This is a genomic window from Paracoccus sp. TRP (assembly GCF_000185925.1).
GTDB lineage: Bacteria > Pseudomonadota > Alphaproteobacteria > Rhodobacterales > Rhodobacteraceae > Paracoccus > Paracoccus kondratievae.
In genome coordinates this window covers 20305-45785 of record NZ_AEPN01000029.1, presented here as the reverse complement: position 1 = coordinate 45785, position 25481 = coordinate 20305, and the positions used below count along the sequence as shown (strand labels likewise).

Genomic DNA, 25481 nt, shown 5'->3' with positions numbered 1-25481 from the left:
GAATTTCTAGCGTTTGCTGGGCTTTTAATGGTGCGGGTGGAGGGACTTGAACCCCCACGCCTTGCGGCGCCAGAACCTAAATCTGGTGCGTCTACCAGTTTCGCCACACCCGCATCCTGATCCGCGCGAACCGAAACCGGCCATCCACGGATTGGCGCCCCTCTTAGCAAAGCCGTTTTCGGCTGGCGAGAGGAAAGTTTAACAGCCAAGCATACGAAGCACCGAAGGCAGCCGCCCGGGCAGGTCCTCGGCGATCAGGCCAGGGCCAAAATCACGCGCGGCCTCGGCGTGCAGCCAGGCCCCCGTCGCCGCAGCATCAAGCGGCGGGAACCCGCGCGCCAGCAGACCGGCGATGATGCCAGACAACACATCGCCCGAGCCCGCTGTTGCAAGCCATGGCGCAGCGGCCTCTCCGACAGCGGCGGCAATGCGCGCCTCTCCCCCCGGGGTAGCGATCACCGTGTCGGGCCCCTTGAGCAATACGGTGCAGCCAGCCCTCGCCGCCGCCTGTCGGACCGCGTCCAGTCGTGAAAACGCAGGACCAGTTGGGGCCGGGGCGACAAGCTGACGGGCCAGATCAGGGAATAGCCGGGCAAACTCACCTCCGTGCGGGGTCAGCACCACGCCCGGATGCAGCGCCGAAAACAGAGTTCCGGGCGCATCGGCAAAGGCGGTCAGTGCATCGGCGTCCAGCAATACCGCCCGCTGTGACGCCAGCGCCACCGGGACCAGATCGCGCGCGCGCTGAAGCCCCAGCGCCGGACCCAAAGCCAGCGCGTTGAAACGGCGATCCTCAAGTAACCGCTCCAGCCCGGCACGATCGGGGACCGGGCGCAACATCACCGCATCAAGCCGCGCCGCATTCTCGGCCAACGCGTCGGGCGGACAGGCAAGCGTCACCAGGCCCGCACCCACCCGCAACGCCGCCCGCGCCGTCAGCCGCGCTGCGCCGCCCTGCCCCGACCCTCCACCCAGAATCAGCGCGTGGCCGTGGTCGTATTTGTGGCCAGCGCGCTTTGCCAGCGCGGGCTGAGGACCAGCCAGCAGGGCAGGTCCATCCACCCCCTTCATCCACGAATCAAGACCAATATCGACAAGGCGCAACGCACCGCTAAGCTCGCCCCCCTGTGCCAGCAGATGCCCAAGCCTGGCGCGCTGAAAACTGACCGTCAGGGCCACCGCCGGCAGATCCAGCCCACCCAGCACCCGGCCACTGTCAGCGCAAAGCCCGCTAAGGATATCAACCGCGACGATGGGACAGCCACAGGCAGCAGCCAGCCGCAAAGGCGCAGCGCATTCATCAGGCAAGGGGCGCGTCAACCCGGTTCCGAAAAGCGCATCAATACACAGGGTGCCGGGCGGAAAGTCCTCGGGGCCAATATCGTCAAGCGCCGCAACCGTCCCGATCCAGCCCGCCGCCGCGGCGCGTGCATCAGGCGTCACGGGGGGCGCAAGCGCCGCCAGCCGGATCTGCCAGCCGCACGATGCCAGTTGGCGGGCGATGACATAACCGTCGCCGCCATTATTGCCCGGCCCGCAGAGAATCACCGCTCGCCCCGGCTGCTGTGCATATTCGGGCCAAAAGGTCAGAACCTCGGTCACAACACCCGCACCGGCCCGCTCCATCAGCGCGGCTCCGGTCACGCTGGCACTGTTGATCGCGGTTCCTTCCAGCGCACGCATCTGTCGAGTCGTCAGGATCTCGCGCCGCCCGGCCATTCTGTCGCACATAATTCAGGCAACCTGCACAATAAACGGGCACATGCCCGGGATTTGCTGTCTGCATGCTGCTTTCCCCGTCAAGCCGCATGGACGCGCATCACCAACCCCGCCAATCAGGTCCCAGGCAAGTCGCGAGAGAAGGATCAGGCGATGAAGAAAGTCGAAGCCATCATCAAGCCCTTCAAACTGGACGATGTGAAAGAGGCCCTTCAGGAAGTCGGCGTGCAGGGTCTTTCGGTCACCGAGGTCAAGGGCTTCGGCCGGCAGAAAGGTCACACCGAGCTTTATCGCGGCGCGGAATATGTGGTGGACTTTCTGCCCAAGGTGAAGATCGAGATGGTCCTGCCTGACGACCTGGTCGAAGCCGCTGTGGACGCCATCATCTCGGCCGCGCGCACCGAGAAAATCGGCGATGGCAAGATCTTCATCCTGCCCGTAGAGCAGGCCATCCGCATCCGGACCGGCGAAACCGGCGACGACGCGGTCTGATCCGCGACCCCGCGCAGGATCAAAGACACGGAAATATTCAACTGGTATCCATGCCCGGCGGCGGCGCCGGTCAGACTGATGGAGGAAGGACCCAAATGACAGTCAAGGACGTTCTGGATCTGATGAAGGCGGAAGAGGTCGAATACGTCGATGTCCGCTTCACCGATCCCAAGGGCAAGCTGCAGCATGTGACCCTGGTCGCCGATCTGGTGGACGAGGACTTCTTTGAAGAAGGCTTCATGTTCGACGGCTCCTCGATCGCTGGCTGGAAATCGATCGACCAGTCCGACATGAAACTGATGCCGGACGCGTCCTCGGCCTATATCGACCCGTTCTACGCCGAAAAAACCCTGTGCCTGCACTGCAACGTGGTCGAACCGGACACCGGCGAACCCTATGCCCGCGACCCGCGCGGCACCGCCGTCAAGGCCGAAGCCTATCTGAAGTCGAGCGGCATCGGCGACACGGCCTTCTTCGGCCCCGAGGCCGAGTTCTTTCTCTTTGACGACGTGCGCTATTCGGTGACCCCACAGAAGGTCGCGTTCGAGCTCGACTCGGTCGACGCCGCCTGGAACACTGATACCGTTTACGAAGACGGCAACCTTGCCCATCGCGCGGCCCACAAGGGCGGCTATTTCCCGGTGAACCCGGTCGATGCGGCGCAGGACATCCGCGGCGAAATGCTTTCGACCATGAAGCGCATGGGCATCAAGGTCGACAAGCATCACCACGAAGTTGCGACCGCCCAGCACGAGCTGGGGATGATCTTCGGCACGCTGACCCAGCAGGCCGACAACATCCAGAAATACAAATACGTCATCCACAACGTCGCTGCCGCCTATGGCAAGACCGCGACCTTCATGCCCAAGCCGATGAAAGGCGACAACGGCTCGGGGATGCACGTCAACATGTCGATCTGGAAAGACGGCAAGCCGCTGTTCGCCGGCGACAAATATGCTGATCTTAGCCAGGAAGCCCTGTGGTTCATCGGCGGGATCCTCAAGCACGCCAAGGCCCTGAACGCGCTGACCAACCCCTCGACCAACAGCTATAAGCGGCTGATCCCGGGCTTTGAAGCTCCGGTTCTGCGCGCCTACTCGGCCCGCAACCGCTCGGGCTGCGTGCGTATCCCGTGGACGGAATCGCCGAAAGCCAAGCGCGTCGAGGCCCGCTTCCCCGATCCGGCCGCCAACCCCTATCTGGCCTTTGCCGCGCTGCTGATGGCCGGCCTGGACGGCATCAAGAACAAGATCGACCCGGGCCCGGCCTCGGACAAGGACCTCTACGACCTGCCGCCCGAAGAACTGGCTGAAATCCCGACGGTCTGCGGCAGCCTGCGCGAAGCGCTGGAAGAGCTGGAAAAGGACATGGACTTCCTGCTCGCCGGGGATGTCTTCACCCGCGATCAGCTGGAAGGCTATATCAAGCTGAAGTGGGAAGAGGTCTATGCCTATGAGCATACGCCCCACCCCATCGAATACGCGATGTATTACAGCTGCTGATCCGTTTTCGGGACAGTGACAGGGAAAGCCGCCTCTTGGGGCGGCTTTTTTCCATCAGGGCCGGCGCGGACCCTCGCCAGCCCGTGGTTGCGGGGCGGGGGCCTTGCCGCTAAAAGCCCGGCAAACATCAGGAGCCCCGCATGATCCCCCGCTATGCCCGCCCCGAAATGGTCGCCATCTGGTCGCCCGAAACCAAGTTCCGCATCTGGTACGAGATCGAGGCCCATGCCTGCGACGCCCAGGCCGATCTGGGTGTGATCCCGCGCGAGAATGCCGAGGCCGTCTGGAAAGCAAAAGACGTCGAATTCGACGTCGCCCGCATCGACGAGATCGAGGCGGTGACCAAGCATGACGTGATCGCCTTTCTGACCCATCTGGCCGAGCATATCGGCGCCGAAGAGGCGCGCTTTGTCCATCAGGGCATGACCAGTTCGGACGTGCTCGACACCACGCTGAATGTACAGCTGGTCCGGGCGGCGGACATCCTGCTGGCCGATATGGACAAGGTTCTGGCTGCGCTGAAAAAGCGCGCCTATGAACATAAGGACACCGTGCGTATCGGTCGCAGCCATGGCATCCATGCCGAGCCGACTACCATGGGCCTGACCTTTGCCCGCTTTTATGCCGAAATGGCCCGGGGGCGCGAGCGCCTGCAACGCGCCCGCGAAGAGGTCGCAACCGGCGCGATCTCGGGCGCAGTCGGGACCTTTGCCAATATCGACCCGCGCGTCGAAGAACATGTCTGCGCGCAGATGGGCCTGCGCCCCGAGCCGATCTCGACCCAGGTCATCCCGCGCGACCGCCACGCGATGTTCTTTGCCACGCTGGGCGTCATCGCCAGCTCGATCGAAAACATCGCCATCGAAATCCGCCACATGCAGCGTACCGAGGTGCTTGAGGCCGAAGAGTTTTTCAGCCCCGGCCAGAAAGGCTCGTCGGCGATGCCGCACAAGCGCAACCCGGTGCTGACTGAAAACCTGACCGGCCTTGCCCGGCTGGTGCGCATGGCCGTGATCCCCGCGATGGAGAACGTCGCCCTTTGGCATGAACGCGACATCAGCCATTCCTCGGTCGAGCGTGGTATCGCCCCCGACGCCACCATCACGCTGGACTTTGCCCTGAACCGGCTTGCCGGCGTGGTCGAGAAACTGGTTATCTACCCCGAAAACATGTTGAAAAACCTTAACAAGTTCAAAGGACTGGTTATGTCTCAACGTGTTCTTCTGGCGCTGACCCAGGCCGGTGTCAGCCGCGAGGACGCCTATCGGCTGGTCCAGCGAAACGCCATGAAAGTCTGGGAACAGGGTGCCGATTTCAAGACCGAGCTGCTGTCTGATCCCGAAGTGACCGCGGCACTGAGCCCGGCCGAGATCGAAGAGAAGTTCGACCTTGGCTATCACACCAAGCACGTGGACACGATCTTTGCCCGCGTTTTCGAAGAAAACGGCGCCCATTAACCCGCAGTTTGTCTTTTGCTGTCAGATTGCCCCCGAAGGTTATGGAATCGGGGGCAATTCATGGGCGTTCCGGCTATCGGGACGGCGGGTCTAAGCCCGCGGCAAAAGGCAGCGGTGATCGTACGGCTGGTTCTGGCCGAGGGCGAGGACATCGACCTTGCCCGGTTGCCGCAGGACTTGCAGACAGTGCTGGCTCAGGAAATGGCCCTGATGGGGGTCATCGACAAGCAGACGCGTGACGCCATCGTCGCCGAATTCTGCGACCATCTGGAATCGGTGGGCCTGTCTTTCCCGGGCGATATCGACGGGACGCTGGCGCTTCTTGACGGCCACCTGTCGCCCGACACCACCGACCGCTTGCGGCGGCTTGCCGCCCTGAACGGCACGGGCGACCCCTGGGACCGCATCGCCACATTGACGCCCGAGGTGTTGGCCGAGCTTGCCCGGACCGAAGCGCCCGAAATCGCAGCAGTGATGTTTTCTAAACTGCCGGTTCCGCGGGCGGCCGAGGTCTTTGCCCTGCTGGACCCGGCCCTGGCCCGGCGTATCGCCTATACGATGTCGCTGACCGGCGGCATCAGGGCTGATGCGCTGCAACGGATCGGGCGGGCCCTGATCCAGGCGGTCGACGCCCTGCCCCGCCCGGCTATCGAGGGCAAGGCCGATGAAAAGGTCGGCGCTATCCTGAACTTTTCTCCCTCGCGCATGCGCGACAGCGTACTGGCCGGGCTCGAGGATGATGATGCCGCCTTTGCCGGAGAGGTACGCAAGACCATCTTTACCTGGGCGCATATCCCGCGCCGCATTGATCCCCGCGATATTCCCCGCGTCACGCGCGAAGTGGACAATGCCGTGCTGATCAAGGCACTGGCGGGCGCGCCCGAGGATGCGCGCGCGACAGTCGATTTCCTGCTTGGCGGACTGCCTTCACGGCTGGCAGAATCGCTGCGCGACGAAATGGAAACCGTTGGTAAGGTTTCAGCGCAGGATGCAGAAGAGGCGATGGATCAGGTCGTCCTCGCTATCCGGCAGATGGAAGCTTCGGGCGATCTGTTCCTGATCTCGCAGGAAGAACAGGACGATGGTCAGGAGACCGAAACAACCGAACCCTCTGCATGATCGCGCCAGGCAAATGAGCAAGCCAAAGCACCGAACGGGCATATGTCGCGCGGCATCCGCCAAGGTTGATACCGAAACCCCACCGCATCGCGGGGACGATCAGAACCGTCTCTGCAAGACGCCAGATCCCGACCTCGGGGGGAAACCAAACCGGGGCTTGCCTGCCAGAGGCGGCTGCCCTAGCAGAAGGGCGCGGCGTCCGTGCGGGCTCACACCATGGGGCAGAGAACGCGGACAGGAACAATCGCGGAAGGTATGGCATGACCAATCAGATCGCACTGGTGCTGGGGCTGTTGATCATCGGCCTTTTCGCGGTGGATGCGCTGTTTCTTCATTGGGGCCTGCCGGTGTTTTTGGGAAAACAGCTCGTCAGCCTGATCGAATATCTCAGCTTCTGGCGTTAGACGCCGCGCCGGGGCGATTCGTTCCATCTGCTTCCAATCGGGCGGCGGGCCGCATGAATGGGCATGGCTGCGTCCCTTTCCGCGCCTCTTCAGCAACAGGTCTTGCGACCTTGTGCAGAGATTTCGCGCCACGGCATCGGATTTTCGGCTGGGTTAGCGCCCCCATTGGTTTCTGGCATTTGCATTTACCCGGCAATGCGGGCTATTTGCAGCCCGCAACATCATCAGCGGCGGAGGACACACATGGCTGTCAAGGTGGCGATCAACGGTTTTGGCCGGATCGGTCGGAACGTGCTGCGCGCGATCATTGAATCGGGGCGCAATGATATCGAGGTCGTGGCGATCAACGACCTGGGTCCGGTCGAAACCAACGCGCATCTGCTGCGCTATGACTCGGTCCATGGCCGTTTCCCTGCCGAGGTCAAGGTCTCAGGCGACTCGATCGACGTCGGCCGCGGCCCGATCAAGGTCACCGCGATCCGCAACCCGGCCGAGCTGCCCTGGGGCGACATCGACGTCATCATGGAATGCACCGGCATCTTTGCGTCGAAAGAAAAGGTGCAACCGCACCTGTCGACCGGCGCCAAGCGGGTGCTGATCTCGGCCCCCGGCGACAATGCCGACAAGACCATCGTCTTTGGCGTCAACCACGACACGCTGACCAAGGACGACCTCGTCGTCTCGAACGCCAGCTGCACCACCAACTGTCTGTCGCCGGTCGCCAAGGTGCTGAATGACAGCATCGGCATCGTCCGCGGCTTTATGACCACGATCCACAGCTACACCGGCGACCAGCCGACGCTGGACACCATGCACAAGGACCTTTACCGCGCCCGCGCCGCCGCGCTGTCGATGATCCCGACCTCGACCGGCGCTGCCAAGGCCGTGGGCCTGGTGCTGCCCGAACTCAAAGGCAAGCTGGACGGCGTCGCAATCCGCGTGCCGACCCCCAACGTCTCGGTCGTGGACCTTGTCTTTGAAGCCAGCCGCGACACCTCGGTCGAGGAAATCAACGCCGCGATCCGCGCCGCTGCTGACGGCCCGCTGAAAGGCATCCTTGGCTATACCGAAGAAAAGCTGGTTTCGTCGGACTTCAACCACGATCCGCACAGCTCGGTCTTCCACATGGATCAGACCAAGGTGATGGAAGGCAAGCTTTGCCGCATCCTGACCTGGTACGACAACGAATGGGGCTTCTCGAACCGTATGTCGGATACTGCGGTCGCCATGGGCAAGCTGATCTGAGGATTGTCGGCCAGCGTCGGACAACCGTCGCAGGTCAGCCTGAAAAGATGGAACGCGCCCGACATAACTGGGCGCGTTTTTCATTTTCGCGTCTCATCATGCCCGGCCAGGAATCGGGCAGGGCCAGGATCAGTTTTTGCGTGACAGGCGGCGCATATTCGCCCGCGTGCGCCGACGATACGGCAACAGCGCCGCCGCCATGACCCGATCCGCGCGCTCGCCCCGTCCGGCCGCACGCAACGCTGCATGTAGCGCCTCGGATGCGGCATTGGCTTTTTCCATCACCATACGCTGAGGCTCAGAGGCATCTTGCGGCACCATGCCCATCAGCCCGGCCGTGCGCAATGCGATGACCATCTGTGCCTCCCAGGTCATGCGCGCCATCTGCTGCCAAAGCTGCAGCGTCTGCATCGCCGACCTATTCATCATTCCGAAACCCATCACGACTTCCTCTGAAACAGCGGGTAGGCAGAAAAATTTGCTCCTATCGCGGGCAAAAGCCAAGAGGTTCCTTGCAGCCGCCTTTGCCCTATGGCCATGAAGCCGCACCCGGTATAGAGGGGAATCATGACCACATCCGTAACTATCCGACGCCCCGACGACTGGCATCTGCATCTGCGCGACGGCGCCATGCTGCAGGCAGTGGCTTCTTTTTCCGGCCATTTTGGCCGGGCGATCATCATGCCGAATCTGGTGCCGCCGGTGGTGACCGGCGCGCAGGCTGCAGCCTATCGCGACCGTATCCAGGCGGCGCTGCCGGGAAAAGTGACGTTACGTCCCTTGATGACGCTTTATCTGACCGAGGCCACCGATCCCGCCGACGTGGTTGCGGCCCACGCGCAGGGAATCATCTCGGCGGTCAAGCTGTATCCGGCCGGGGCAACGACCAATTCTGCCTCGGGCGTGCGCGATTTCGACAAGGTGCGCCCTGTCCTGGACGCCATGGCCGAGGCGGGAATTCCCCTGCTTTTCCATGGCGAGGTCACCGATCCGTCAGTGGATATATTCGACCGCGAGGCGGTGTTCATCGACCGCGTTCTTGACCCGATCCGCCGCGCCACCCCCGGCCTGCGTGTGGTGATGGAACATATCACCACCTCGGACGGGGTTGATTACGTCCTGGGCAACGAGAGTATCGGCGCGACCATCACCACCCACCACCTGATCATCAACCGCAACCATATCCTCGCAGGGGGTATCCGGCCGCATTACTATTGCCTGCCCGTCGCCAAGCGCGAAACCCACCGGCTGGCGTTGCGCAAGGCGGCGACCTCGGGTGATGGGCGTTTCTTCCTTGGCACCGACTCGGCGCCGCACCCTGACCACGCCAAGGAATCGGCCTGCGGTTGCGCCGGCTGCTTTACCGCCCCGAACACCATGTCGATCCTTGCGCAAGTGTTCGAGGAGGAGGGAGCGCTTGAGCAGCTTGAGGCCTTTACCTCGCTCAATGGCGCAGCTTTCTACGGCATTGCCCCGAATGAGGACCGCATCCGGCTGGTCCGGCGCGACACCCCTGCCGAATACCCCACCCATATCCCCGCCGGAGACGAGACCGTCACCGTCTTTGACCCCGGCTTCCCGCTTTACTGGCACGTTGAGGACCCCGCATGACCCTGCCCTTTCCCCCGCATGAGGAAATCGCCCGGCTGACCGCGCGCATGCTGCTGGAGATCAAGGCGGTTCATTTCAACACCGCCGAGCCCTTTACCTATGCTTCGGGGCTGAAGGGGCCGACCTATATCGATTGCCGCAAGCTGATCAGCTTTCCGCGCATCCGCTCGACGCTGATGGATTTCATGGCCGCGACCGTACTGCGCGAGGCCGGTTTTGCCGCCTTTGATAACGTCGCCGGGGGTGAGACGGCGGGCATCCCCTTTGCCGCATGGGTCGCCGAACGGCTTGAACTGCCGATGACCTATGTGCGCAAAAAGCCCAAAGGCTATGGCCGCAACGCCCGGATCGAAGGGGCGATGACCGAAGGCCAGCGCGTGCTTCTGGTCGAGGATCTGACCACCGACGGCGGCTCGAAGCTAAGCTTTGTCGATGCCATCCGCGAAACCGGCGCGACCTGCGGGCATACGGCGGTCGTGTTCTACTACGACATCTTCCCCGAGACCGAGCAGCGTTTGGCCGATCATGGCGTCAAGCTGCACTATCTCTGCACCTGGTGGGACGTGCTGGCCGAGGCCAAAGCGCAAGGTTTTTACGACGCCGGAACGCTGGCCGAGGTCGAGAAATTCCTGACCGATCCGCGTGCCTGGCAGGCAGCCCACCCCTGATCCGGCACGGTCGCCTGACGGTACCGCCGGAATAACCCTTCGTCAAAAAACCGGGTTGGCGCCCATCAGCGCCAGCCCGGTGCGGGTTTTTCTGCTATACCAGTAACCAGTTGCCCCTTTCGTTAGCGCAGGGGGCGGCTTTTCGCCTAGCCTTGGCCGGCCCTACAACGCCGTAGACCCGGCCCTTCATAAGGTGGATAACGATGCCCACCGAGTCGAATATCCGGAGCTGATGGGATGAGCGAGTTACGCGCCGTTGAGATCAGAAAGCCCGGCGAAATCGCCGAGGCCGCAGCCGAGCAAGCAGTACCGTTCTCGATCGAGGCCGAGCAGCAGCTTCTTGGCGCGCTCCTGACCAATAACGAGGTTTATGACCACGTTTCGCGCATCGTTCAGGCCAAGCATTTCTACGACCCTGTCCACCGCCGCATCTATGAAATCTGCGCCGAGCGCATCGCCCGCAACGCGCTGGCCAGCCCGGTGACCATCAAGGCGTTCATGGAACATGACGCCGGGCTTAAGGAACTGGGCGGACCGGCCTATCTGGCCCGTCTTGCCGGGGCGGCGATCTCATCCCACGCCGCGCGCGACTATGCGCAAATGATCCGGGAATTCGCCCTGCGGCGCGAGCTGATCTCGCTGGGGCAGGATATCTCGTCCCGCGCGGCGACCATCGCAGTCGATGATTCCGCCGAAGAGCAGATCAAAGAGGCCGAGCAGGTGCTTTACAAGCTCGGCGAACAGGGCGTGGCCGAGCGTGGTTTCCAAAGCTTCCTTGCCGCGGTGACGGGCGCGCTGAACGCCGCCAATGCCGCTTTCAGCCGTGGCGGCGGGCTGTCGGGCATTTCGACCGGGCTGATCGACCTTGACCACAAGATGGGCGGGTTGAACCGTTCGGACCTGATCATCCTTGCCGGGCGGCCCTCGATGGGGAAAACCTCGCTGGCAACCAACATTGCCTTTAACGTCGCGCGGGCGCATCGGCTGGGCGAACTGCCCGACGGCACCCATGGCACGGTTGCGGGCGGTGTCGTCGGCTTCTTCAGCCTTGAGATGTCGGCCGAGCAGCTCGCCGCACGTATCCTTTCCGAGGCCGCCGAAGTACCAAGCGAGGCGATCCGCCGCGGCGACATGACCGAGGATGAGTTTCGCCGCTTTGTCAAAGCAGCCCACGATCTGCAAAACTGCCCGCTTTACATCGACGACACCCCGGCGCTGCCGATCAACCAGCTTGCCGCCCGTGCCCGCAAGCTTAAGCGCACCATGGGGCTGGATCTGCTGATCGTCGACTATTTGCAACTGCTGCGCGCCACCTCGGCCAAGGACAGCCGCGTCAATGAGGTGAGCGAGATCACCCAGGGCCTAAAGGCTGTCGCCAAAGAGCTGGACATCCCCGTCATCGCCCTGTCGCAGCTGTCCCGTCAGGTCGAGTCGCGCGACGACAAGCGCCCACAGCTTTCTGACCTGCGCGAATCCGGCAGTATCGAACAGGACGCTGATATCGTCATGTTCGTCTTCCGCGAGGAGTATTACCGCGAGCGCGAAAAGCCCGCCGATCACGATCTGGACAAGATGGCCTCCTGGCAACAGATCATGGAGGCCTGCCATGGCAAAGCCGAAGTGATCATCGGCAAGCAGCGCCACGGTCCCATCGGCACGGTCGAGCTGTCCTTTGAGGGCCGCTTCACCCGCTTTGGCAATCTGGAAAAACACCGCAGTTGGGACCGGTCTGAATGAACCTGCCCGTCTCTGTGACGACGATCGGTCTGCTGACCGCATCAAACCTGTTCATGACGGTCGCCTGGTACGGGCATCTGAAGTTCAAGGCCACGCCCCTTTTTCTGGTCATTCTGATCAGCTGGGGCATAGCCTTTTTCGAATATGTCCTGCAGGTGCCCGCAAACCGTATCGGCTACGGCCATTTCAGCGCCGCTCAGCTAAAGACCATCCAAGAGGTGATCAGCCTGTCGGTCTTTGTGCTGTTTTCTTGGGTGTGGCTTGGCGAAAAGCTGACCTGGAACGTGGCGGCGGGCTTTGCCTGCATCTGTCTTGGCGCCTTTCTGATCTTTCACAATTTCGGCGGTTCGGGCCATTAAATCTGACAGGGCCGTGTCAAACAGCCGATTGCCTTTGCCCGCCTAGAGGGGCAAAGGTGCGTGCATGAACAGCATGGCTTCCCCCAGCCCGCGCCGTCCCAGCATTCTGACCCTGGTCTCGATCTCGGCGGCGGGCGCCCTTTCGATGAATATCTTCCTGCCCTCGCTGCCGGCCATGGCGCGGGATTTTGGCGTGGAATACGGCTTCATGCAGCTTTCCGTCTCGGCCTTTCTTGGGGTCAGCGCGGTGCTGCAGCTGCTTTGCGGCCCGATCAGCGACCGCTTTGGCCGCCGCCCTGTCGTGCTTGGATCATTTGCGATCTTTCTGCTTGCGACTATCGGGGCGCTGCTTGCACCGACTGCGGGCTGGTTCATGCTGTTCCGGCTAATTCAGGCGGTGGTGACCACCGGCTTTGTCATCAGCCGCGCCGTGGTGCGCGACATGGTCCCGGCTGAACAGGCCGCCAGCATGATCGGCTATGTGACCATGGGCATGTCGCTGGTGCCGATGGTTGCGCCCACGCTTGGTGGTATCCTGGACGAAACCCTGGGTTGGCGCGCCAGCTTTGTCGCGATGGGTCTGGCCGGGTTTGCCGTCATGACGCTATGCGCGGTCGACCTTAAGGAAACCGCGCGCAGCGGGGGGGTGCCGCTGGCCCAGCAGCTGGTGACCTATCCCATCCTTGCCCGCTCGCGCCGGTTCTGGGGCTATGCGCTGACTGCGACGCTTAGCGCCGGCTCGTTCTACGCCTATCTCGGCGGCGCGCCCTTCGTCGGGCAGGTGGTGCTGCATCTTTCACCGGCCGAGGTCGGCTATTGGTTCGCCGGCCCCTCTATCGGCTATGCGCTGGGGAATTTCCTGTCCGCGCGCTATTCGACCCGGATCGGCATGAACCGGATGATCCTTGCCGGAGCGGTGATCTGTTCTGCCTTCCTGACCGCAGCTTTGGTGGTCGATATGCTGGGCGGGCTGACACCGCTGGTCTTTTTCGGCTCGGTCGCCTTTATGGGCCTGGGCAATGGCATGCTGCTGCCGAACGCCAATGCCGGAATGATGAGCGTGCGGCCCGAGCTTGCCGGCACGGCCAGCGGGCTTGGTGGCTCGATGGCCGTTGCAGGCGGGGCGGGACTGGCCGCGCTGGCCGGGATGCTGCTTGACGCTCAATCGGGCGCAGTGCCGCTGTTGACGATCATGGCGGGCTCGGCCATCGCCTCGATCGGCTTCATCATTTGGGTGATGATCCGTGAAAGACAGGTCATCTCGGGCGGCTGACCCTCTTGCCGGAACACCTTTGCAAAGCGTATTGGTTGCTTTGCAAAGAGGAGTCCCATGGCCACGCAAAAGATCTATGCTGGCGTTGCCCTGCGCGAAACCCGCGCACGCGCGGGCCTGACCCAGCGCACCTTCGCCGACCGGCTGGGCGTGTCGCTGCCCTATCTGTCGCAGATGGAAAACAACCATCGCCCGGTTTCGGCCGGGGTGCTGCTGAAGCTCGCGTCGGAATTCTCGGTCGATCTGGGTGCGATGGCGGTGGGTGATGCCGAACGCATGGTCATGGATATGGCCGAGGCGCTGGCTGATCCGCTGTTCGACTCGCCTCCGCCCCGCGCCGATCTGCGACTTGCCGCAACCAATGCGCCAGCGTTGGCACGCGCGTTTCTGGACCTTTACCGCGCCCACCGCGAGGGGCAGGAACGACTGGCGGCCCTGGACGAGGCGCTTGGCGCCGGAGCGCAAAACGCCACCCCCTCACCTTGGGAAGAGGTGCGGGATTTCTTTCACTACTGCGACAATTACATCGACGCGGTGGACCGCGCGGCCGAGCATTTCGCCCGCATTCGCCCCGAGCTGCGCCCGCTTGACCGCGCTATCGCCGCACTGGCCGAACGCGGGATCGAGGTCACCATGGCCGAGCTTGGCAGCGCCCCGGTCTATCTGCGCGAAGGCAAACGAGTCACGCTGAACGCCGCCGCCGAACCCGCGACACAGGCCTTTCAGCTATTGCACCTGCTGGCGCTGGAAACGCGTGGTGACCTGCTTGAAGCGACGCTGGAGCTTGCGCGCTTCCGCAGCACCTCGGCCCGCGACATCGCGCGACTGGGGCTGGCGAACTATTTCGCCGGGGCCGCAATGATGCCCTATGCGCGCTTTTTGCAAACCGCGCGGGCCGAGCGTCACGACCTCGAAAGGCTGGCCCATCTGTTCCACGCCTCGCTTGAGCAGGTCGCCCATCGCCTCTCTACCCTGCAACGCGGCGGAGATCGCGGCGTGCCGTTCTTTTTCGTCCGCGTCGATCAGGCTGGCACGATCACCAAGCGCCATTCGGCCACCCGGATGCAGTTTGCCCGTTTCGGCGGCGCCTGCCCGCTGTGGAATGTGCATCAGGCGTTCGAGACCCCGGGCCGTTTCCTGCGCCAGCTGGCCGAAACACCGGACGGCAAGCGCTATCTGCTGCTCGCACGCGATGTCTCGAAACCCGGCGGGGCCTTTGGCGCGCCCGTCCGGCGCTTTGCCATCGGGCTGGGATGCGAGATCAGCCATGCGCGCGAGATGGTCTATGCAGACGGGCTGGATATCGGGAACCCGCAGCTTTTTGAACCGATTGGGGTGTCATGCCGCATCTGCCCACGGTCGAACTGCCACCAACGGTCAGTGCCTCCGGTGGACCGCCATATCCGCATCCCGCAGGATCGGCCCGGCCCCCTGCCCTATGAGATCGCCTGAACCGGCTAAAACGCCGAAACCCTGCACTGGTTCCGTCAAAAATTTAGGTCGCCGGGCAGAATCAGTGCTGGCCATCGTGCCCGATCCGATGCCGGGGACGGCTGGTGCCCGGCGAACAGTCGGGATGGCGAGCCTGTGGCAAAACCACCCATGCAATTTCATCGGTCCCGGCAAAAATTCAGCAATCGCAGTAATATACAGCGATTCCATCTCGTTATCAGCAAAACCCAGATTCTCTATCTAGGGCTGCAAGACTTCACCGCACCACCACCGGCGGATATCCACCTGCAACCGCCCGGCGTATCGGCATCAATCCGCCCAAACCCTGCCTAAGCGGCCCGCCCCTGTTGCGCTTTGAGCACAGGTCGGATTTATCTCTGCCCAGCCAAGACCAAAACTGCCCCCTGCAGCACGGTCGGAACAACAATGGACCTGGGACATTGCGCATCACCCGTCGCCTGAATTCGGTGCTTGAACGCTGGCTGCCAGAGCAGCGCCTTTTTCTCAAATCGGACAAGAGCACCCGTTTTCTGCGACTGCGGCCCGCAACCCAACTTGCTGCGATCGGCGGTATCACCCTGGTTTTTGGCTGGTCGATCGTCGCCAGCTCTATCCTTGTCATTGATGCGATTGCCCCCAGCGGTGCGCGTAATGGCGCAGTGCATAGCCAGTCCACACTTGAGGCGCGGCTGACCGATCTTTCGGCCGAACGTGATCGCCGTGCCGCCGAAGCTGTGGCAGCGCAGAACCGCTTTGCCGTCGCACTGGATCAGGTCTCGCGCATGCAATCGCTGCTTCTGGAATCCGAGGCGCAGCGGCGTGAGCTGCAAACCGGCCTCGACGCCGTTCACGCCAGCCTGCAACAGGCCGTAAAGGCCAGCCGCGAGGCTAACGCCGCCGACAGTGAGGCAGCACCCGTCCGCACCGCCGAGTTGCAGGCCGCCCTGGACATCCTTGCCGGTGAGCTGGAGCAGGCCGCCAACGCCCGCGCCGATGCCGTGCAGCAGGCCGAGGACGCGCGCCGCGTGGCCGATGCGCTTGCATTAGAGCGTGACCAGATCGTTGCCCGGAACGATCAGATCCTTTCGCAGCTGGAAGACGCTGTCAGTGTCTCCGTCAAACCGCTTGACGATATGTTCCGTAGCGTTGGCATGAACCCGGACGAGGTCCTGCGCAAAGTCCGTCAGGGCTATTCCGGCCAGGGCGGCCCCCTGAACCCGGTCAGCTATTCGTCCAGCGGCAATGCTGCCATTACTCAGGGCGAGGCCAAGGCGAACGAGATCCTGATCACGCTGGATCAGATGAACAGCTATCGTATCGCCGTCGAAAAAATGCCGCTGGCGATGCCGGTCAAATCGGCCTTTCGCTATACCTCGCCCTTTGGCCGCCGCTGGGGCCGCTCGCATGAGGGCATCGACATGGCCGCTCCGGTCGGAACGCCGGTTTATGCGACAGGCGAAGGCACGGTCATCTTTGCCGGCTGGCAGCGCGGCTATGGCAACCTGATCAAGATCCAGCATGAGCTGGGCACCGAAACCCGCTTTGGCCATTTGTCCAAGATTCGGGTCAAGGTTGGCCAAAAGGTATCGCGCGGCAGCTTGATCGGTGATATGGGCAATACCGGCAGATCGACCGGCTCGCATCTTCATTACGAAGTTCGCGTGAACGGCCGTGCCGTGGACCCTATGCGATTCATCAAGGCAGCCCAGAATGTTTTCTAAGACCCGTGTTACCGAACCAGGCCCCCGTACCCAGCCTACGCCCGAGCCCGAACCCGCGCGCGTCGACACGAGTTACGATATCCCCGCGACCACTGCGCGCACGCGCACGCCGCCTTCGGTGCTGGCGGCGGACCTGACGGTCACCGGCAATATCCAGACCCAAGGTGACATTCAGGTCGAGGGCACCGTGGAAGGCGATATCCGCGCCCATCAACTGGTCGTCGGCGAAAGCGCCACCATCCGTGGGGAAATCGTCGCCGAAGAAGTGGTGGTGAACGGCCGTGTCGTTGGCCGCGTCCGCGGGCTGAAAGTTCGCCTGACCGCCACTGCGCGGGTCGAAGGCGACATCATCCATAAGACCATCGCGATCGAATCCGGGGCCCATTTCGAAGGTTCGGTCCAGCGTCAAGAGGACCCATTGGCCAATGGCGTGACGCCGAAGCTGGCGCCGCCCGTCGCGCGCCCGGTTAGCGACGACTCAGAATAAAAGGTCTGTCGACCTGTGACCGGATCCTGGGCGGCCCATTGGCCGCCCTTTCTCACTCCCAAGCGTCGTCCGGCATCAGCCGCCGGTACATGTGCCAGCTTGCGTGACCCAGCACCGGTAGCGCGACAAACAGCCCCAGAAACAGCGGCAGGATCGCGGTAAACAGCAGCCCGGCGATCACCAGAGCCCAGACCAGCATGACCGGAAAATTGACCGCCACCGCCTGAAAGCTGGCGATGATGGCCGAGATAAGATCCACCTCACGATCAAGGATCAGCGGCAGCCCGACCACAGAGATCGAGAAAAGCAGCGCAGCCAGCCCGCCTCCGACCAGCGTGCCGGTGGCCAGCATTGCAAGCCCCCGTCCCTGCAACACCGCCTCGGCAGATGAGGAGATATTTGTCAGCGCCGATGCGCCCATGAACAGGGCAAAGATGGTATGGGCAGCAAAGACCCAGAACATAAAGAGCAGTAGGATCACCATGGCCATTGAGGGAATCTGCCGGTCTTTTTGCGCGATGACCACCGCCACCACCTCGCGCCAGATCAGCGGCTGGTCCGCCTCGATCCGGCGGCTGACCTCATAAAGCCCCACAGCAGCAAAGGGCGCGATCAGGGGAAACCCGACGATAAAGGGGATAAGCCACCATTCCCGTCCTGCAGCCATGGTTACGGCGGACAGGACCAGCCCGCCCGCGACGTAAAAGGCAGCAAACAGCAGCCCAAAGGCCGGAGCACGCCGGAAATCCCGCCAGCCCTCAGCCAGGGCCGCAGGGATGGCCTCGAACCCGACCACAGCAGGCAATGGAATTTCATCCGGGCCGGGATCCGGTGCGGGATCAGGCAGCGGCGACCGCCCCGGTTCGGGGATCGGGATGGGAATGGGCTTTGGTTCCGAATCGTGCATGGCCAACCGCTCCTCCGTCGCCTGGACAAAGGTTAGCAGGCCAAACATAAAGAAACAGCAAAAGCCTTAGCGCGTGAACCGGCCGACCAGCGCATCCCGGACAGAGGGCGAGACGAATTTCGATACGTCCCCCCCCAGCCGGGCGATTTCCTTGACCAGCTTTGACGCAATCGCCTGACGGCGGGCATCGGCCATCAGAAAGACGGTTTCGATGCTGTCGTCCATGGCCCGGTTCATACCGACCATCTGGAATTCATATTCGAAATCGGCCACTGCCCGCAGACCGCGGACGATCACCTTGGCCCCCACATCGCGGGCGCAATCAATGAGCAGGTTTTCAAAGGGATGGACGACAATCTCACCGCCACGCTGGGCTACGATGCGGTCACATTCCTCGCGCACCATGGCGACGCGATCTTCCAGCTCGAACAGCGGTCCCTTGTCGCGGTTGATGGCAACGCCGATCACCAGCCTGTCCACCAGTTCCAGCGCGCGCTGAATAATATCGAGATGTCCCAAGGTGATAGGATCGAAGGTGCCGGGGTATAGCCCGATGCGCATGAAAAGGTCCTTCTCCTCGCCTGATGCCGGCAGTCAAACAGAGTTTTGCAAGAAAATGCAAGGCAGTGAGCCTTTTTTGCCATAACAGCAAAAAAGGCTCCCCGGCAATCAGTTCCCCATGATCATGCCGGTCAGCGCCTCTTTCTCGGCCGCCAACTCTTTCAGCCGGGCCGAAACCGTATCGCCGATCGAAACCAGACCGACCATTTCGCCTTCGTCGTTCACCACCGGCAAGTGACGGAAACGCCCCTGGGTCATGCGGTCCAGAATGACCAACGCATCCTCGCCCGTGGTGCAGGTAATCAGTTTGCGGGTCATCAATTCGCTGATCGGCAGGGTCAGGACAGCGGCACCGCGCCTGCCCAGTTCGCGCACGATGTCGCGTTCGGACAGGATGCCCAGCGGAATGCGCCCATCCTCAGAGACCACGACCGCACCGATGCGCTTTTCCGAAAGCAGCCTGGCGGCATCGGCCACGCTGGCATCCGGTGCGACGGTGATGATATCGCCGCTAGGCTTCATCGACAGGATCTGAGTAACTAGCATCGCGGTTCCTCCTCGGGTCGGGCTGGCTTAGCTCGTGACCATCAGCGTCACCTCAAGCCGGCCTTGCGTCAAGACTGCTGTTGCAGTGCAGCGTCTCAGGGCACGACCAAAGCCTGAAGGCGCGCGACCTCGGCGCGGATCCCCTGCGCCAGCGCCTCGGCCAGCCGGTTCATGCGTTGCGAGCGGCGGTCATCAGCATGACGGATCAACCAAAAACTGCGTGTCAGCGAAACCTGATCGGTCAGCACCCGCCGCACTCCGGGGCAAAAGGGGATGGCAAAATCATGCACGATCCCAAGTCCCGCCCCTGCCCGGATCGCCTGCATCTGCACAGAAACGGAATTCGAAGTCAGCGCCGCCCATTCCATCCCGGTTTCAGGCAGATAATCCAGTTCCCGGTCAAAGATCATGTCGGCGATATAGCCGATCATGCGATGGCCATGCAGATCCTCGCGTGAGCGGATCGGCGGATGGGCGCGCAGATAATCCTGATGCGCGGCAAGGTGCAGCTGATAATCGGTCAGACGCTGCACCACCAGCCGCCCGGCCTGCGGCTGGGAAACGGCAATGGCCATATCCGCTTCGCGCCGCGACAGGTTAAAGACGCGCGGCAGGGCGATGATCTGAATCTCCAGCCGCGGGTGATCCTGCGACAACTTGGCGCAGACCTGCGGCAGAAGATAGTTCGCGCAACCGTCTGGCGCGCCGATGCGCAACTGCCCGGTCAGGTCCCCGGGACCCGAGAGCGCCTCTTCAGCCTCGCTTAGCGCCGCCTCGACCGCCTCGGCGTGGGGCAAAAGCCGCTCACCCTCGGGTGCAAGCCCGTATCCCTGCGGGGTTTTGACGAAAAGCTTGGCCCCCAGCGATGCTTCAAGCCGCGCCACACGCCGCCCGACGGTAGAGGCATCAATGCCCAGACGGCGCCCCGCGCCCGACAGGCTGTCAGCGCGCGCCACCGCCAGAAAGATGCGCAGATCGTCCCAGTCCATCTTACCCCTTTGCAGAAATGCAAAACGATTTTGCCAGACTTCCTCTTTTTTCGGCAATGCTGCAAGTCTATCATCCGCTCCGACTGGCATTCCTGGGAGGCATTCATGGAAGAACTCAGCCACTGGATCGACGGCAAAGAGGTCAAAGGCACCTCGGGCCGCTTTAGCGATGTCTATAACCCCGCCACCGGCGAAGTGATCGCCCGCGTGCCGCTGGCAACCCCGGCAGAGCTGGACGCCGCGGTCAAAAGCGCCGAAAAGGCGCAGATCGGCTGGGCCGCCACCAACCCGCAGCGCCGCGCGCGGGTGATGATGAAATTCGGTCAGCTTATCCAGGACAATATGGAGCAACTGGCCGAGCTGGTCGCGCGCGAGCACGGCAAGACCCTGCCCGACGCGCGCGGCGATGTGCAGCGTGGCCTTGAGGTTATCGAGGTCTGCATGGGCACCCCGGCGCTGCTCAAGGGTGAATATACCGACAACGCCGGCCCGGGCATCGACCTTTATTCGATGCGTCAGCCGCTGGGCGTGGTCGCGGGCATCACGCCCTTCAACTTCCCGGCGATGATTCCGCTGTGGAAGATGGGCCCGGCGCTGGCCAGCGGCAACGCAATGATCCTGAAACCGTCCGAGCGCGTGCCCTCGACCTCGATCATGCTGGCCAAGCTGGCGCAAGAGGCCGGGCTGCCCGATGGCGTGCTGCAGGTGGTCAATGGCGACAAAGAGATCGTCGACGCGATCCTTGACCATCCGACCGTTCAGGCGGTGGGCTTTGTCGGCTCGACCCCGATCGCGCAATATATCTATGGCCGCGCCGCGACCAACGGCAAGCGTGCGCAGTGCTTTGGCGGCGCCAAGAACCACATGCTGATCATGCCCGACGCCGATCTGGACAAGGCGGCGGATGCACTGGTCGGCGCCGGATTCGGCGCGGCGGGCGAACGCTGCATGGCGATCTCGGTCGCGGTGCCGGTCGGCGACAAGACCGCCGATGCGCTGATCGAACGGCTGGTGCCCAAGATCGAAAAGCTGAAGGTCGGCCCCTATACCGCTGGCGAGGATGTCGATTACGGCCCCGTCATCACCAAGGCCGCACAAGAGCGCATCAACCGCCTGATCGGTTCTGGCGTGGATCAGGGCGCGAAACTGGTCGTGGACGGCCGCGGGCTGAAAATCCAGGGCTATGAGAACGGCTTCTTCTGCGGACCGTCGCTCTTTGACAATGTCACGCCCGAGATGGACATCTACAAGGAAGAGGTCTTTGGCCCGGTGCTTTCGACCGTGCGGGCCAAGACCTATGAAGATGCGCTGCGTCTCGTCATGGACAACGACTATGGCAACGGCACCGCGATCTATACCGCCGACGGCGACACGGCGCGCGACTTTGCCAGCCGCGTCAACGTCGGCATGGTCGGGATCAACTTCCCGATCCCGGTGCCGCTTAGCTACTACACCTTTGGTGGCTGGAAAAAGTCGGCATTTGGCGACCTGAACCAATATGGCCCGGACGCCTTCCGCTTTTACACCAAGACCAAGACAGTGACCGCGCGCTGGTTCTCGGGGATCAAGGACGGCGTTGCGCTGAACTTCAAGGCCATGGACTGATGGCAGCGAGGGGGGTGGAAACGCCCCCTTCCATCCCGGACCACCGGGGCAGGAATGGGCCGGGACAACCGCCCCGCCCCTTTGCGCAGGGCTTGCAATACTTGCGCAACATTTTCCGGCCATGTCCGGCACGGCATATCACACGAAAGACATGAGGGAGTGAGCATGGATTTCGCGCTGAGCGAGGAACAGCAGGCGATTTTTGACATGGCCCGGGATTTTGGGGCCACTGAGATTGCCCCCCACGCCCGCGCCTGGGAAGAGGCCGGCACCATCCCCCGCGACTTGTGGCAAAAGGCGGCCGAACTGGGCTTTGGCGGCGTCTATGTCGCCGAAGAACATGGCGGCACCGGGCTAAGCCGTCTGGACGCGACACTGGTCTTTGAGGCACTGGCCATGGCCTGCCCTTCGGTCGGTTCGTTCCTGTCGATCCACAATATGTGTGGCGGCATGATCGACAAATTCGGCACCGGGGCCAACAAGACCCGTTGGCTGCCCGACCTGTGCAGCATGAAGAAAGTGTTCTCCTATTGCCTGACCGAGCCGGGCTCGGGCTCGGACGCGGCGGCGCTGCGCACCCGGGCGGAGCGTGTCCCCGGCGGGTGGAAGCTCAATGGCACCAAAGCCTTTATCTCGGGTGGCAGCTACTCGGATTGCTATCTGGTCATGGTGCGCACCGGGCAGGACGGTCCGCGCGGCATCTCGACGGTGGTGGTCGAGGCCGGCACCCCCGGCCTTAGTTTCGGCGCGCTTGAACACAAAATGGGCTGGAAGGCGCAACCGACGGCGCAGGTCCAGTTCGACGATTGCATCATCCCCGAAGAGAACCTGATCGGCGAGGAAGGCCGCGGCTTTTCCTATGCCATGGCCGGGCTTGACGGCGGGCGGCTGAATATCTCGGCAGGCGCGCTTGGCGGCGCTCAGGCCGCGCTTGAACAGACGCTGCGCTACATGGGTGAGCGACGCGCGTTTGGCCAGACGCTCGACCAGTTTCAGGCGCTGCAATTCCGTCTGGCCGAGATGGAGACAGCACTGCAATCCTCGCGCATCTTTCTGCGCCAGGCGGCGTGGAAGCTGGACCGCGGAGAGCGTGACGCAACCAAATTCTGCGCCATGGCCAAACTGCATGTGACCGACCGCGCCTTTGATGTCGCCAATCAGTGCCTGCAACTTCATGGCGGTTATGGCTATCTTGCCGATTACGGGCTGGAAAAGATCGTGCGCGATCTGCGCGTACATCAGATTCTGGAAGGCACCAATGAAATCATGCGGCTGATCATAGGCCGCGCCCTGCTGGCGGAGCGTGACTGAATGAATGATATGATCATCCGCAAGGACCGCCGCGCCGGACGGCTGACCTTTAACCGGCCCCAGGCGCTGAACGCGCTGAGCCATGAAATGGCGCTGGCAATCGACGCCGCGCTTAGGGAATGGCGCGACGACCCCGAGGTGGCGCTGGTCATCATCGACGCCGAGGGCGAGCGCGCCTTTTGCTCGGGCGGGGATATCGCAGCGGTCTATCGCGCCGGTCTGGCCGGGGACCACCGCGTCGGACGCAAGTTCTTCCGCGACGAATACATCATGAATGCGCGGATCGCGGAATATCCCAAGCCCATCGTCGCCTTTATGCAGGGCTTTGTCATGGGCGGCGGTGTCGGTGTCGGCGGCCATGCCAGCCATCGTATCGTCGGCGACACGACCCAGATCGCCATGCCGGAATGCGGCATCGGCCTGATCCCGGATGTCGGCGGCAGTTGGCTGCTTGGCCATGCTCCGGGCCGCTGCGGCGAATATCTGGGGCTGACCGCCGCGCGGATGGGTGCGGGTGATGCGATATTCACCGGCTTTGCCGACAGCTATATCCCCGAGGCCGAGTGGCCCGCGCTGATCGAGCGGCTGGCCGAAAGCGGCGATGTGACAGCGATCGGCGCCCACCCCGCGCCCGAGGCGCCGCTTGCAACGGTGGACCTGTCTGCCTTTGCCGGCGAAACCGTGGCCGAGATTGTCGCCGCGCTGGAAACTGCTGGCAATGAGGCCGCCCTGAAACCCCTGCGCCGCAACTCGCCCCTGTCGATGGCGGCGACGCTGGCGCTGGTGCGGGCGGCACGCAAGGATGCCACCCTGCGCGACAGCCTTGCGCGCGAATTGCGCTTTACCGCCCGCGCCACCGCCGGCAGCGACTTTCTGGAAGGGGTGCGGGCGCAGATTATCGACAAGGACCGCAACCCGCGCTGGTCCGCCGACGCGAGTCCCGCGCATGTCGCAGAAATGCTGGCGCCGCTGGGCGCAGATGAACTCATCTGGGAGGAGAGCAAATGAAGATCGGATTCATCGGTCTGGGCAATATGGGTGGCCCAATGGCAGCCAATCTTGCCAAGGCAGGCCATGAGGTCACCGGCTTTGACCTGGCGGCACCGATGCCCGAGGGCGTGACCAAGGCCGCCAGTGCCCCCGAGGCGGCGCAGGGCGCCGAGGTCGTCATCACCATGTTGCCTAATGGCGCCATCCTGCGTGCCGTTGCCGCCGAGGTAATCCCCGCCATGCAGTCGGGCGCGGTCTTGTGCGACTGCTCGACGGTCGACGTGGATAGCGCACGTGCAGTCGCGGCCGATGCGCAGGCGGCAGGGCTCGGCGCACTTGACGCGCCGGTCTCGGGCGGGGTCGGGGGCGCAGGCGCCGGCACGCTGACCTTTATGGTCGGCGGCAGCTCTGCTGCCTTTGAAAAGGTCAGCCCGCTTTTCGACATCATGGGGCAAAAGGCGGTCCATTGCGGCGAATCTGGCGCCGGACAAGCGGCAAAGATCTGCAACAACATGATCCTTGGCGTGACCATGATCGCCACATGCGAAGCCTTTGCCCTTGCTGACAAACTGGGGCTGGACCGGCAAAAGATGTTCGATGTCGTCTCGACCTCTTCGGGTTACAGCTGGTCGATGAACGCCTATTGCCCGGCACCGGGGGTTGGTCCGACTTCGCCCGCAGATAATGGGTACAAGCCCGGTTTCGCCGCCGAGTTGATGCTGAAGGACCTGCGGCTAAGCCAGCAGGCCGCCGAATCCGCCGATGCCGACACGCCGATGGGTGAGCTTGCCGCCGAGCTTTACGCCCGCTTTGTCGACGAAGAGGACGGAAAAGGCAGGGATTTTTCAGCCATGCTGCCAAGATTCGAGGCAAGGCACCGCCACGACTGACACCGCCCGCACCCCGGGGGCCTGGATTTCTCGCATTCGTGAGGGAGCCAATCGGTAGCTTGCGGCGTTTAACCTACAAGCAAGCTTCTTGTGCTAGGCTGGACCCATGTCACGCAATCGCCAGAGCCTGATTCTTATCGTCTGCCTGCTTACCGCCCTTGTTCCGCCCAGCTTTGCGGAACCGGCGGGGCAGGCGAAAGGGGCGGGCAAATCACAGGCCGTCGGCCAATCCCAATCCTCGGCGCTGCGTGTCGGCGACCAGCTGGATAGCGCACGTCTGCATCAGGTGACGCGCCCCGGCCTTTACGGAATGAGTCAGGCCCCCGCCGGCAGCCGCTATGGCATCGTCGATGGAAAACTGATCCGCTATGATCCGGAAAGCGCGCGTGTCCTGTCCATCATCCGACAGGTCGACAAGATCATGGACTAGAGCCCG

Annotated in this window: 25 protein-coding genes and 1 tRNA gene; 19 read left to right on the top strand and 7 right to left on the bottom strand. The window is 62.9% G+C overall.

Features of this window, described 5'->3' with window-relative positions; genetic code table 11:
• Nucleotides 1-28: 28 nt before the first annotated feature.
• Together PARACOCCUSGL_RS0114690 and PARACOCCUSGL_RS0114685 are read right to left on the bottom strand one after the other, a co-directional pair.
• A tRNA-Leu gene (locus tag PARACOCCUSGL_RS0114690) sits at nt 29-113 on the bottom strand.
• Between the two features lie 85 nt (nt 114-198).
• A complete protein-coding gene (locus PARACOCCUSGL_RS0114685) occupies nt 199-1731 on the bottom strand; it encodes a bifunctional ADP-dependent NAD(P)H-hydrate dehydratase/NAD(P)H-hydrate epimerase (RefSeq protein WP_029372350.1) in 1533 nt (510 codons plus the stop codon).
• Nucleotides 1732-1872: 141 nt separating this feature from the next.
• Between PARACOCCUSGL_RS0114685 and PARACOCCUSGL_RS0114680 the strand changes: the two genes are divergently transcribed.
• From PARACOCCUSGL_RS0114680 to gap, 6 genes are all read left to right on the top strand, one after another.
• The gene (locus PARACOCCUSGL_RS0114680) at nt 1873-2211 is read left to right on the top strand and encodes a P-II family nitrogen regulator (RefSeq protein WP_010398051.1); all 339 of its coding nucleotides are present in this window, start codon (nt 1873-1875) and stop codon (nt 2209-2211) included.
• A 95-nt stretch (nt 2212-2306) separates the two neighbouring features.
• Nucleotides 2307-3713 carry a type I glutamate--ammonia ligase gene (gene glnA / locus PARACOCCUSGL_RS0114675; RefSeq protein ID WP_010398047.1) on the top strand — a complete coding sequence of 469 codons (1407 nt, stop codon included), beginning with the start codon at nt 2307-2309 and terminating at the stop codon, nt 3711-3713.
• A 140-nt stretch (nt 3714-3853) separates the two neighbouring features.
• A complete protein-coding gene (purB, locus tag PARACOCCUSGL_RS0114670) occupies nt 3854-5170 on the top strand; it encodes an adenylosuccinate lyase (RefSeq protein WP_010398044.1) in 1317 nt (438 codons plus the stop codon).
• Nucleotides 5171-5230: 60 nt separating this feature from the next.
• Nucleotides 5231-6289, top strand: a complete 1059-nt coding sequence (locus PARACOCCUSGL_RS0114665; RefSeq protein WP_010398042.1) for a flagellar motor switch protein FliG — start codon at nt 5231-5233, stop codon at nt 6287-6289.
• A gap of 260 nt (nt 6290-6549) precedes the next feature.
• Nucleotides 6550-6693, top strand: coding sequence for a hypothetical protein (locus PARACOCCUSGL_RS22195; RefSeq protein WP_010398041.1), 144 nt, complete (start codon nt 6550-6552; stop codon nt 6691-6693).
• A gap of 243 nt (nt 6694-6936) precedes the next feature.
• Nucleotides 6937-7938 (top strand): type I glyceraldehyde-3-phosphate dehydrogenase, encoded by a 1002-nt coding sequence (gene gap, locus PARACOCCUSGL_RS0114655; protein ID WP_010398039.1) that lies wholly within the window; start codon nt 6937-6939, stop codon nt 7936-7938.
• Between the two features lie 129 nt (nt 7939-8067).
• Here the strand turns inward: gap and PARACOCCUSGL_RS0114650 are convergent, their stop codons facing one another.
• Entirely contained in the window at nt 8068-8367 is a 300-nt protein-coding gene (locus PARACOCCUSGL_RS0114650; RefSeq protein WP_227493512.1) for an antibiotic ABC transporter, read from the bottom strand.
• 138 nt (nt 8368-8505) lie between these two features.
• On the opposite strand from PARACOCCUSGL_RS0114650, the gene pyrC reads away from it, so the two are divergent.
• The 8 genes from pyrC (at nt 8506) to PARACOCCUSGL_RS0114610 (ending at nt 17246) form a co-directional block, all read left to right on the top strand.
• Nucleotides 8506-9549 carry a dihydroorotase gene (gene pyrC / locus PARACOCCUSGL_RS0114645; protein WP_010398036.1) on the top strand — a complete coding sequence of 348 codons (1044 nt, stop codon included), beginning with the start codon at nt 8506-8508 and terminating at the stop codon, nt 9547-9549.
• Nucleotides 9546-10217 (top strand): orotate phosphoribosyltransferase, encoded by a 672-nt coding sequence (locus tag PARACOCCUSGL_RS0114640; RefSeq protein ID WP_010398033.1) that lies wholly within the window; start codon nt 9546-9548, stop codon nt 10215-10217. Before pyrC ends, PARACOCCUSGL_RS0114640 begins: the two co-directional genes overlap by 4 nt.
• Nucleotides 10218-10454: 237 nt before the next feature.
• Complete coding sequence (locus PARACOCCUSGL_RS0114635) at nt 10455-11954, top strand: replicative DNA helicase (protein WP_010398031.1); 1500 nt, start codon at nt 10455-10457, stop codon at nt 11952-11954.
• Entirely contained in the window at nt 11951-12313 is a 363-nt protein-coding gene (locus PARACOCCUSGL_RS0114630; protein ID WP_010398028.1) for a DMT family protein, read from the top strand. Before PARACOCCUSGL_RS0114635 ends, PARACOCCUSGL_RS0114630 begins: the two co-directional genes overlap by 4 nt.
• Before the next feature lie 64 nt (nt 12314-12377).
• Nucleotides 12378-13586, top strand: coding sequence for a multidrug effflux MFS transporter (locus tag PARACOCCUSGL_RS0114625; protein WP_010398025.1), 1209 nt, complete (start codon nt 12378-12380; stop codon nt 13584-13586).
• 57 nt (nt 13587-13643) lie between these two features.
• Nucleotides 13644-15038 (top strand): short-chain fatty acyl-CoA regulator family protein, encoded by a 1395-nt coding sequence (locus PARACOCCUSGL_RS0114620; RefSeq protein ID WP_010398023.1) that lies wholly within the window; start codon nt 13644-13646, stop codon nt 15036-15038.
• Nucleotides 15039-15478: 440 nt separating this feature from the next.
• Entirely contained in the window at nt 15479-16759 is a 1281-nt protein-coding gene (locus PARACOCCUSGL_RS0114615; RefSeq protein ID WP_010398020.1) for a M23 family metallopeptidase, read from the top strand.
• The gene (locus PARACOCCUSGL_RS0114610) at nt 16749-17246 is read left to right on the top strand and encodes a polymer-forming cytoskeletal protein (protein WP_010398018.1); all 498 of its coding nucleotides are present in this window, start codon (nt 16749-16751) and stop codon (nt 17244-17246) included. Before PARACOCCUSGL_RS0114615 ends, PARACOCCUSGL_RS0114610 begins: the two co-directional genes overlap by 11 nt.
• Nucleotides 17247-17298: 52 nt before the next feature.
• Here PARACOCCUSGL_RS0114610 and PARACOCCUSGL_RS0114605 read toward each other — a convergent pair whose 3' ends face one another.
• The 4 genes from PARACOCCUSGL_RS0114605 to PARACOCCUSGL_RS0114590 form a co-directional block, all read right to left on the bottom strand.
• Nucleotides 17299-18153, bottom strand: a complete 855-nt coding sequence (locus PARACOCCUSGL_RS0114605; protein WP_237701528.1) for a DUF2189 domain-containing protein — start codon at nt 18151-18153, stop codon at nt 17299-17301.
• 66 nt (nt 18154-18219) lie between these two features.
• Nucleotides 18220-18714 carry a pantetheine-phosphate adenylyltransferase gene (gene coaD / locus PARACOCCUSGL_RS0114600; RefSeq protein WP_010398014.1) on the bottom strand — a complete coding sequence of 165 codons (495 nt, stop codon included), beginning with the start codon at nt 18712-18714 and terminating at the stop codon, nt 18220-18222.
• A gap of 108 nt (nt 18715-18822) precedes the next feature.
• The gene (locus PARACOCCUSGL_RS0114595; RefSeq protein ID WP_010398012.1) at nt 18823-19260 is read right to left on the bottom strand and encodes a CBS domain-containing protein; all 438 of its coding nucleotides are present in this window, start codon (nt 19258-19260) and stop codon (nt 18823-18825) included.
• A 95-nt stretch (nt 19261-19355) separates the two neighbouring features.
• Entirely contained in the window at nt 19356-20249 is an 894-nt protein-coding gene (locus tag PARACOCCUSGL_RS0114590; protein ID WP_029372343.1) for a LysR family transcriptional regulator, read from the bottom strand.
• A 105-nt stretch (nt 20250-20354) separates the two neighbouring features.
• Here PARACOCCUSGL_RS0114590 and PARACOCCUSGL_RS0114585 point away from each other — a divergent pair, with 105 nt between their 5' ends.
• The 5 genes from PARACOCCUSGL_RS0114585 (at nt 20355) to PARACOCCUSGL_RS0114565 (ending at nt 25475) form a co-directional block, all read left to right on the top strand.
• A complete protein-coding gene (locus PARACOCCUSGL_RS0114585) occupies nt 20355-21854 on the top strand; it encodes a CoA-acylating methylmalonate-semialdehyde dehydrogenase (protein ID WP_010398007.1) in 1500 nt (499 codons plus the stop codon).
• A gap of 165 nt (nt 21855-22019) precedes the next feature.
• Nucleotides 22020-23165 (top strand): acyl-CoA dehydrogenase family protein, encoded by a 1146-nt coding sequence (locus PARACOCCUSGL_RS0114580; RefSeq protein WP_010398005.1) that lies wholly within the window; start codon nt 22020-22022, stop codon nt 23163-23165.
• Entirely contained in the window at nt 23166-24173 is a 1008-nt protein-coding gene (locus PARACOCCUSGL_RS0114575; protein WP_010398002.1) for an enoyl-CoA hydratase/isomerase family protein, read from the top strand.
• The gene (gene mmsB / locus PARACOCCUSGL_RS0114570; RefSeq protein ID WP_010397999.1) at nt 24170-25045 is read left to right on the top strand and encodes a 3-hydroxyisobutyrate dehydrogenase; all 876 of its coding nucleotides are present in this window, start codon (nt 24170-24172) and stop codon (nt 25043-25045) included. Before PARACOCCUSGL_RS0114575 ends, mmsB begins: the two co-directional genes overlap by 4 nt.
• A gap of 106 nt (nt 25046-25151) precedes the next feature.
• Nucleotides 25152-25475, top strand: coding sequence for a hypothetical protein (locus PARACOCCUSGL_RS0114565; protein WP_010397998.1), 324 nt, complete (start codon nt 25152-25154; stop codon nt 25473-25475).
• Nucleotides 25476-25481 lie beyond the last annotated feature (6 nt).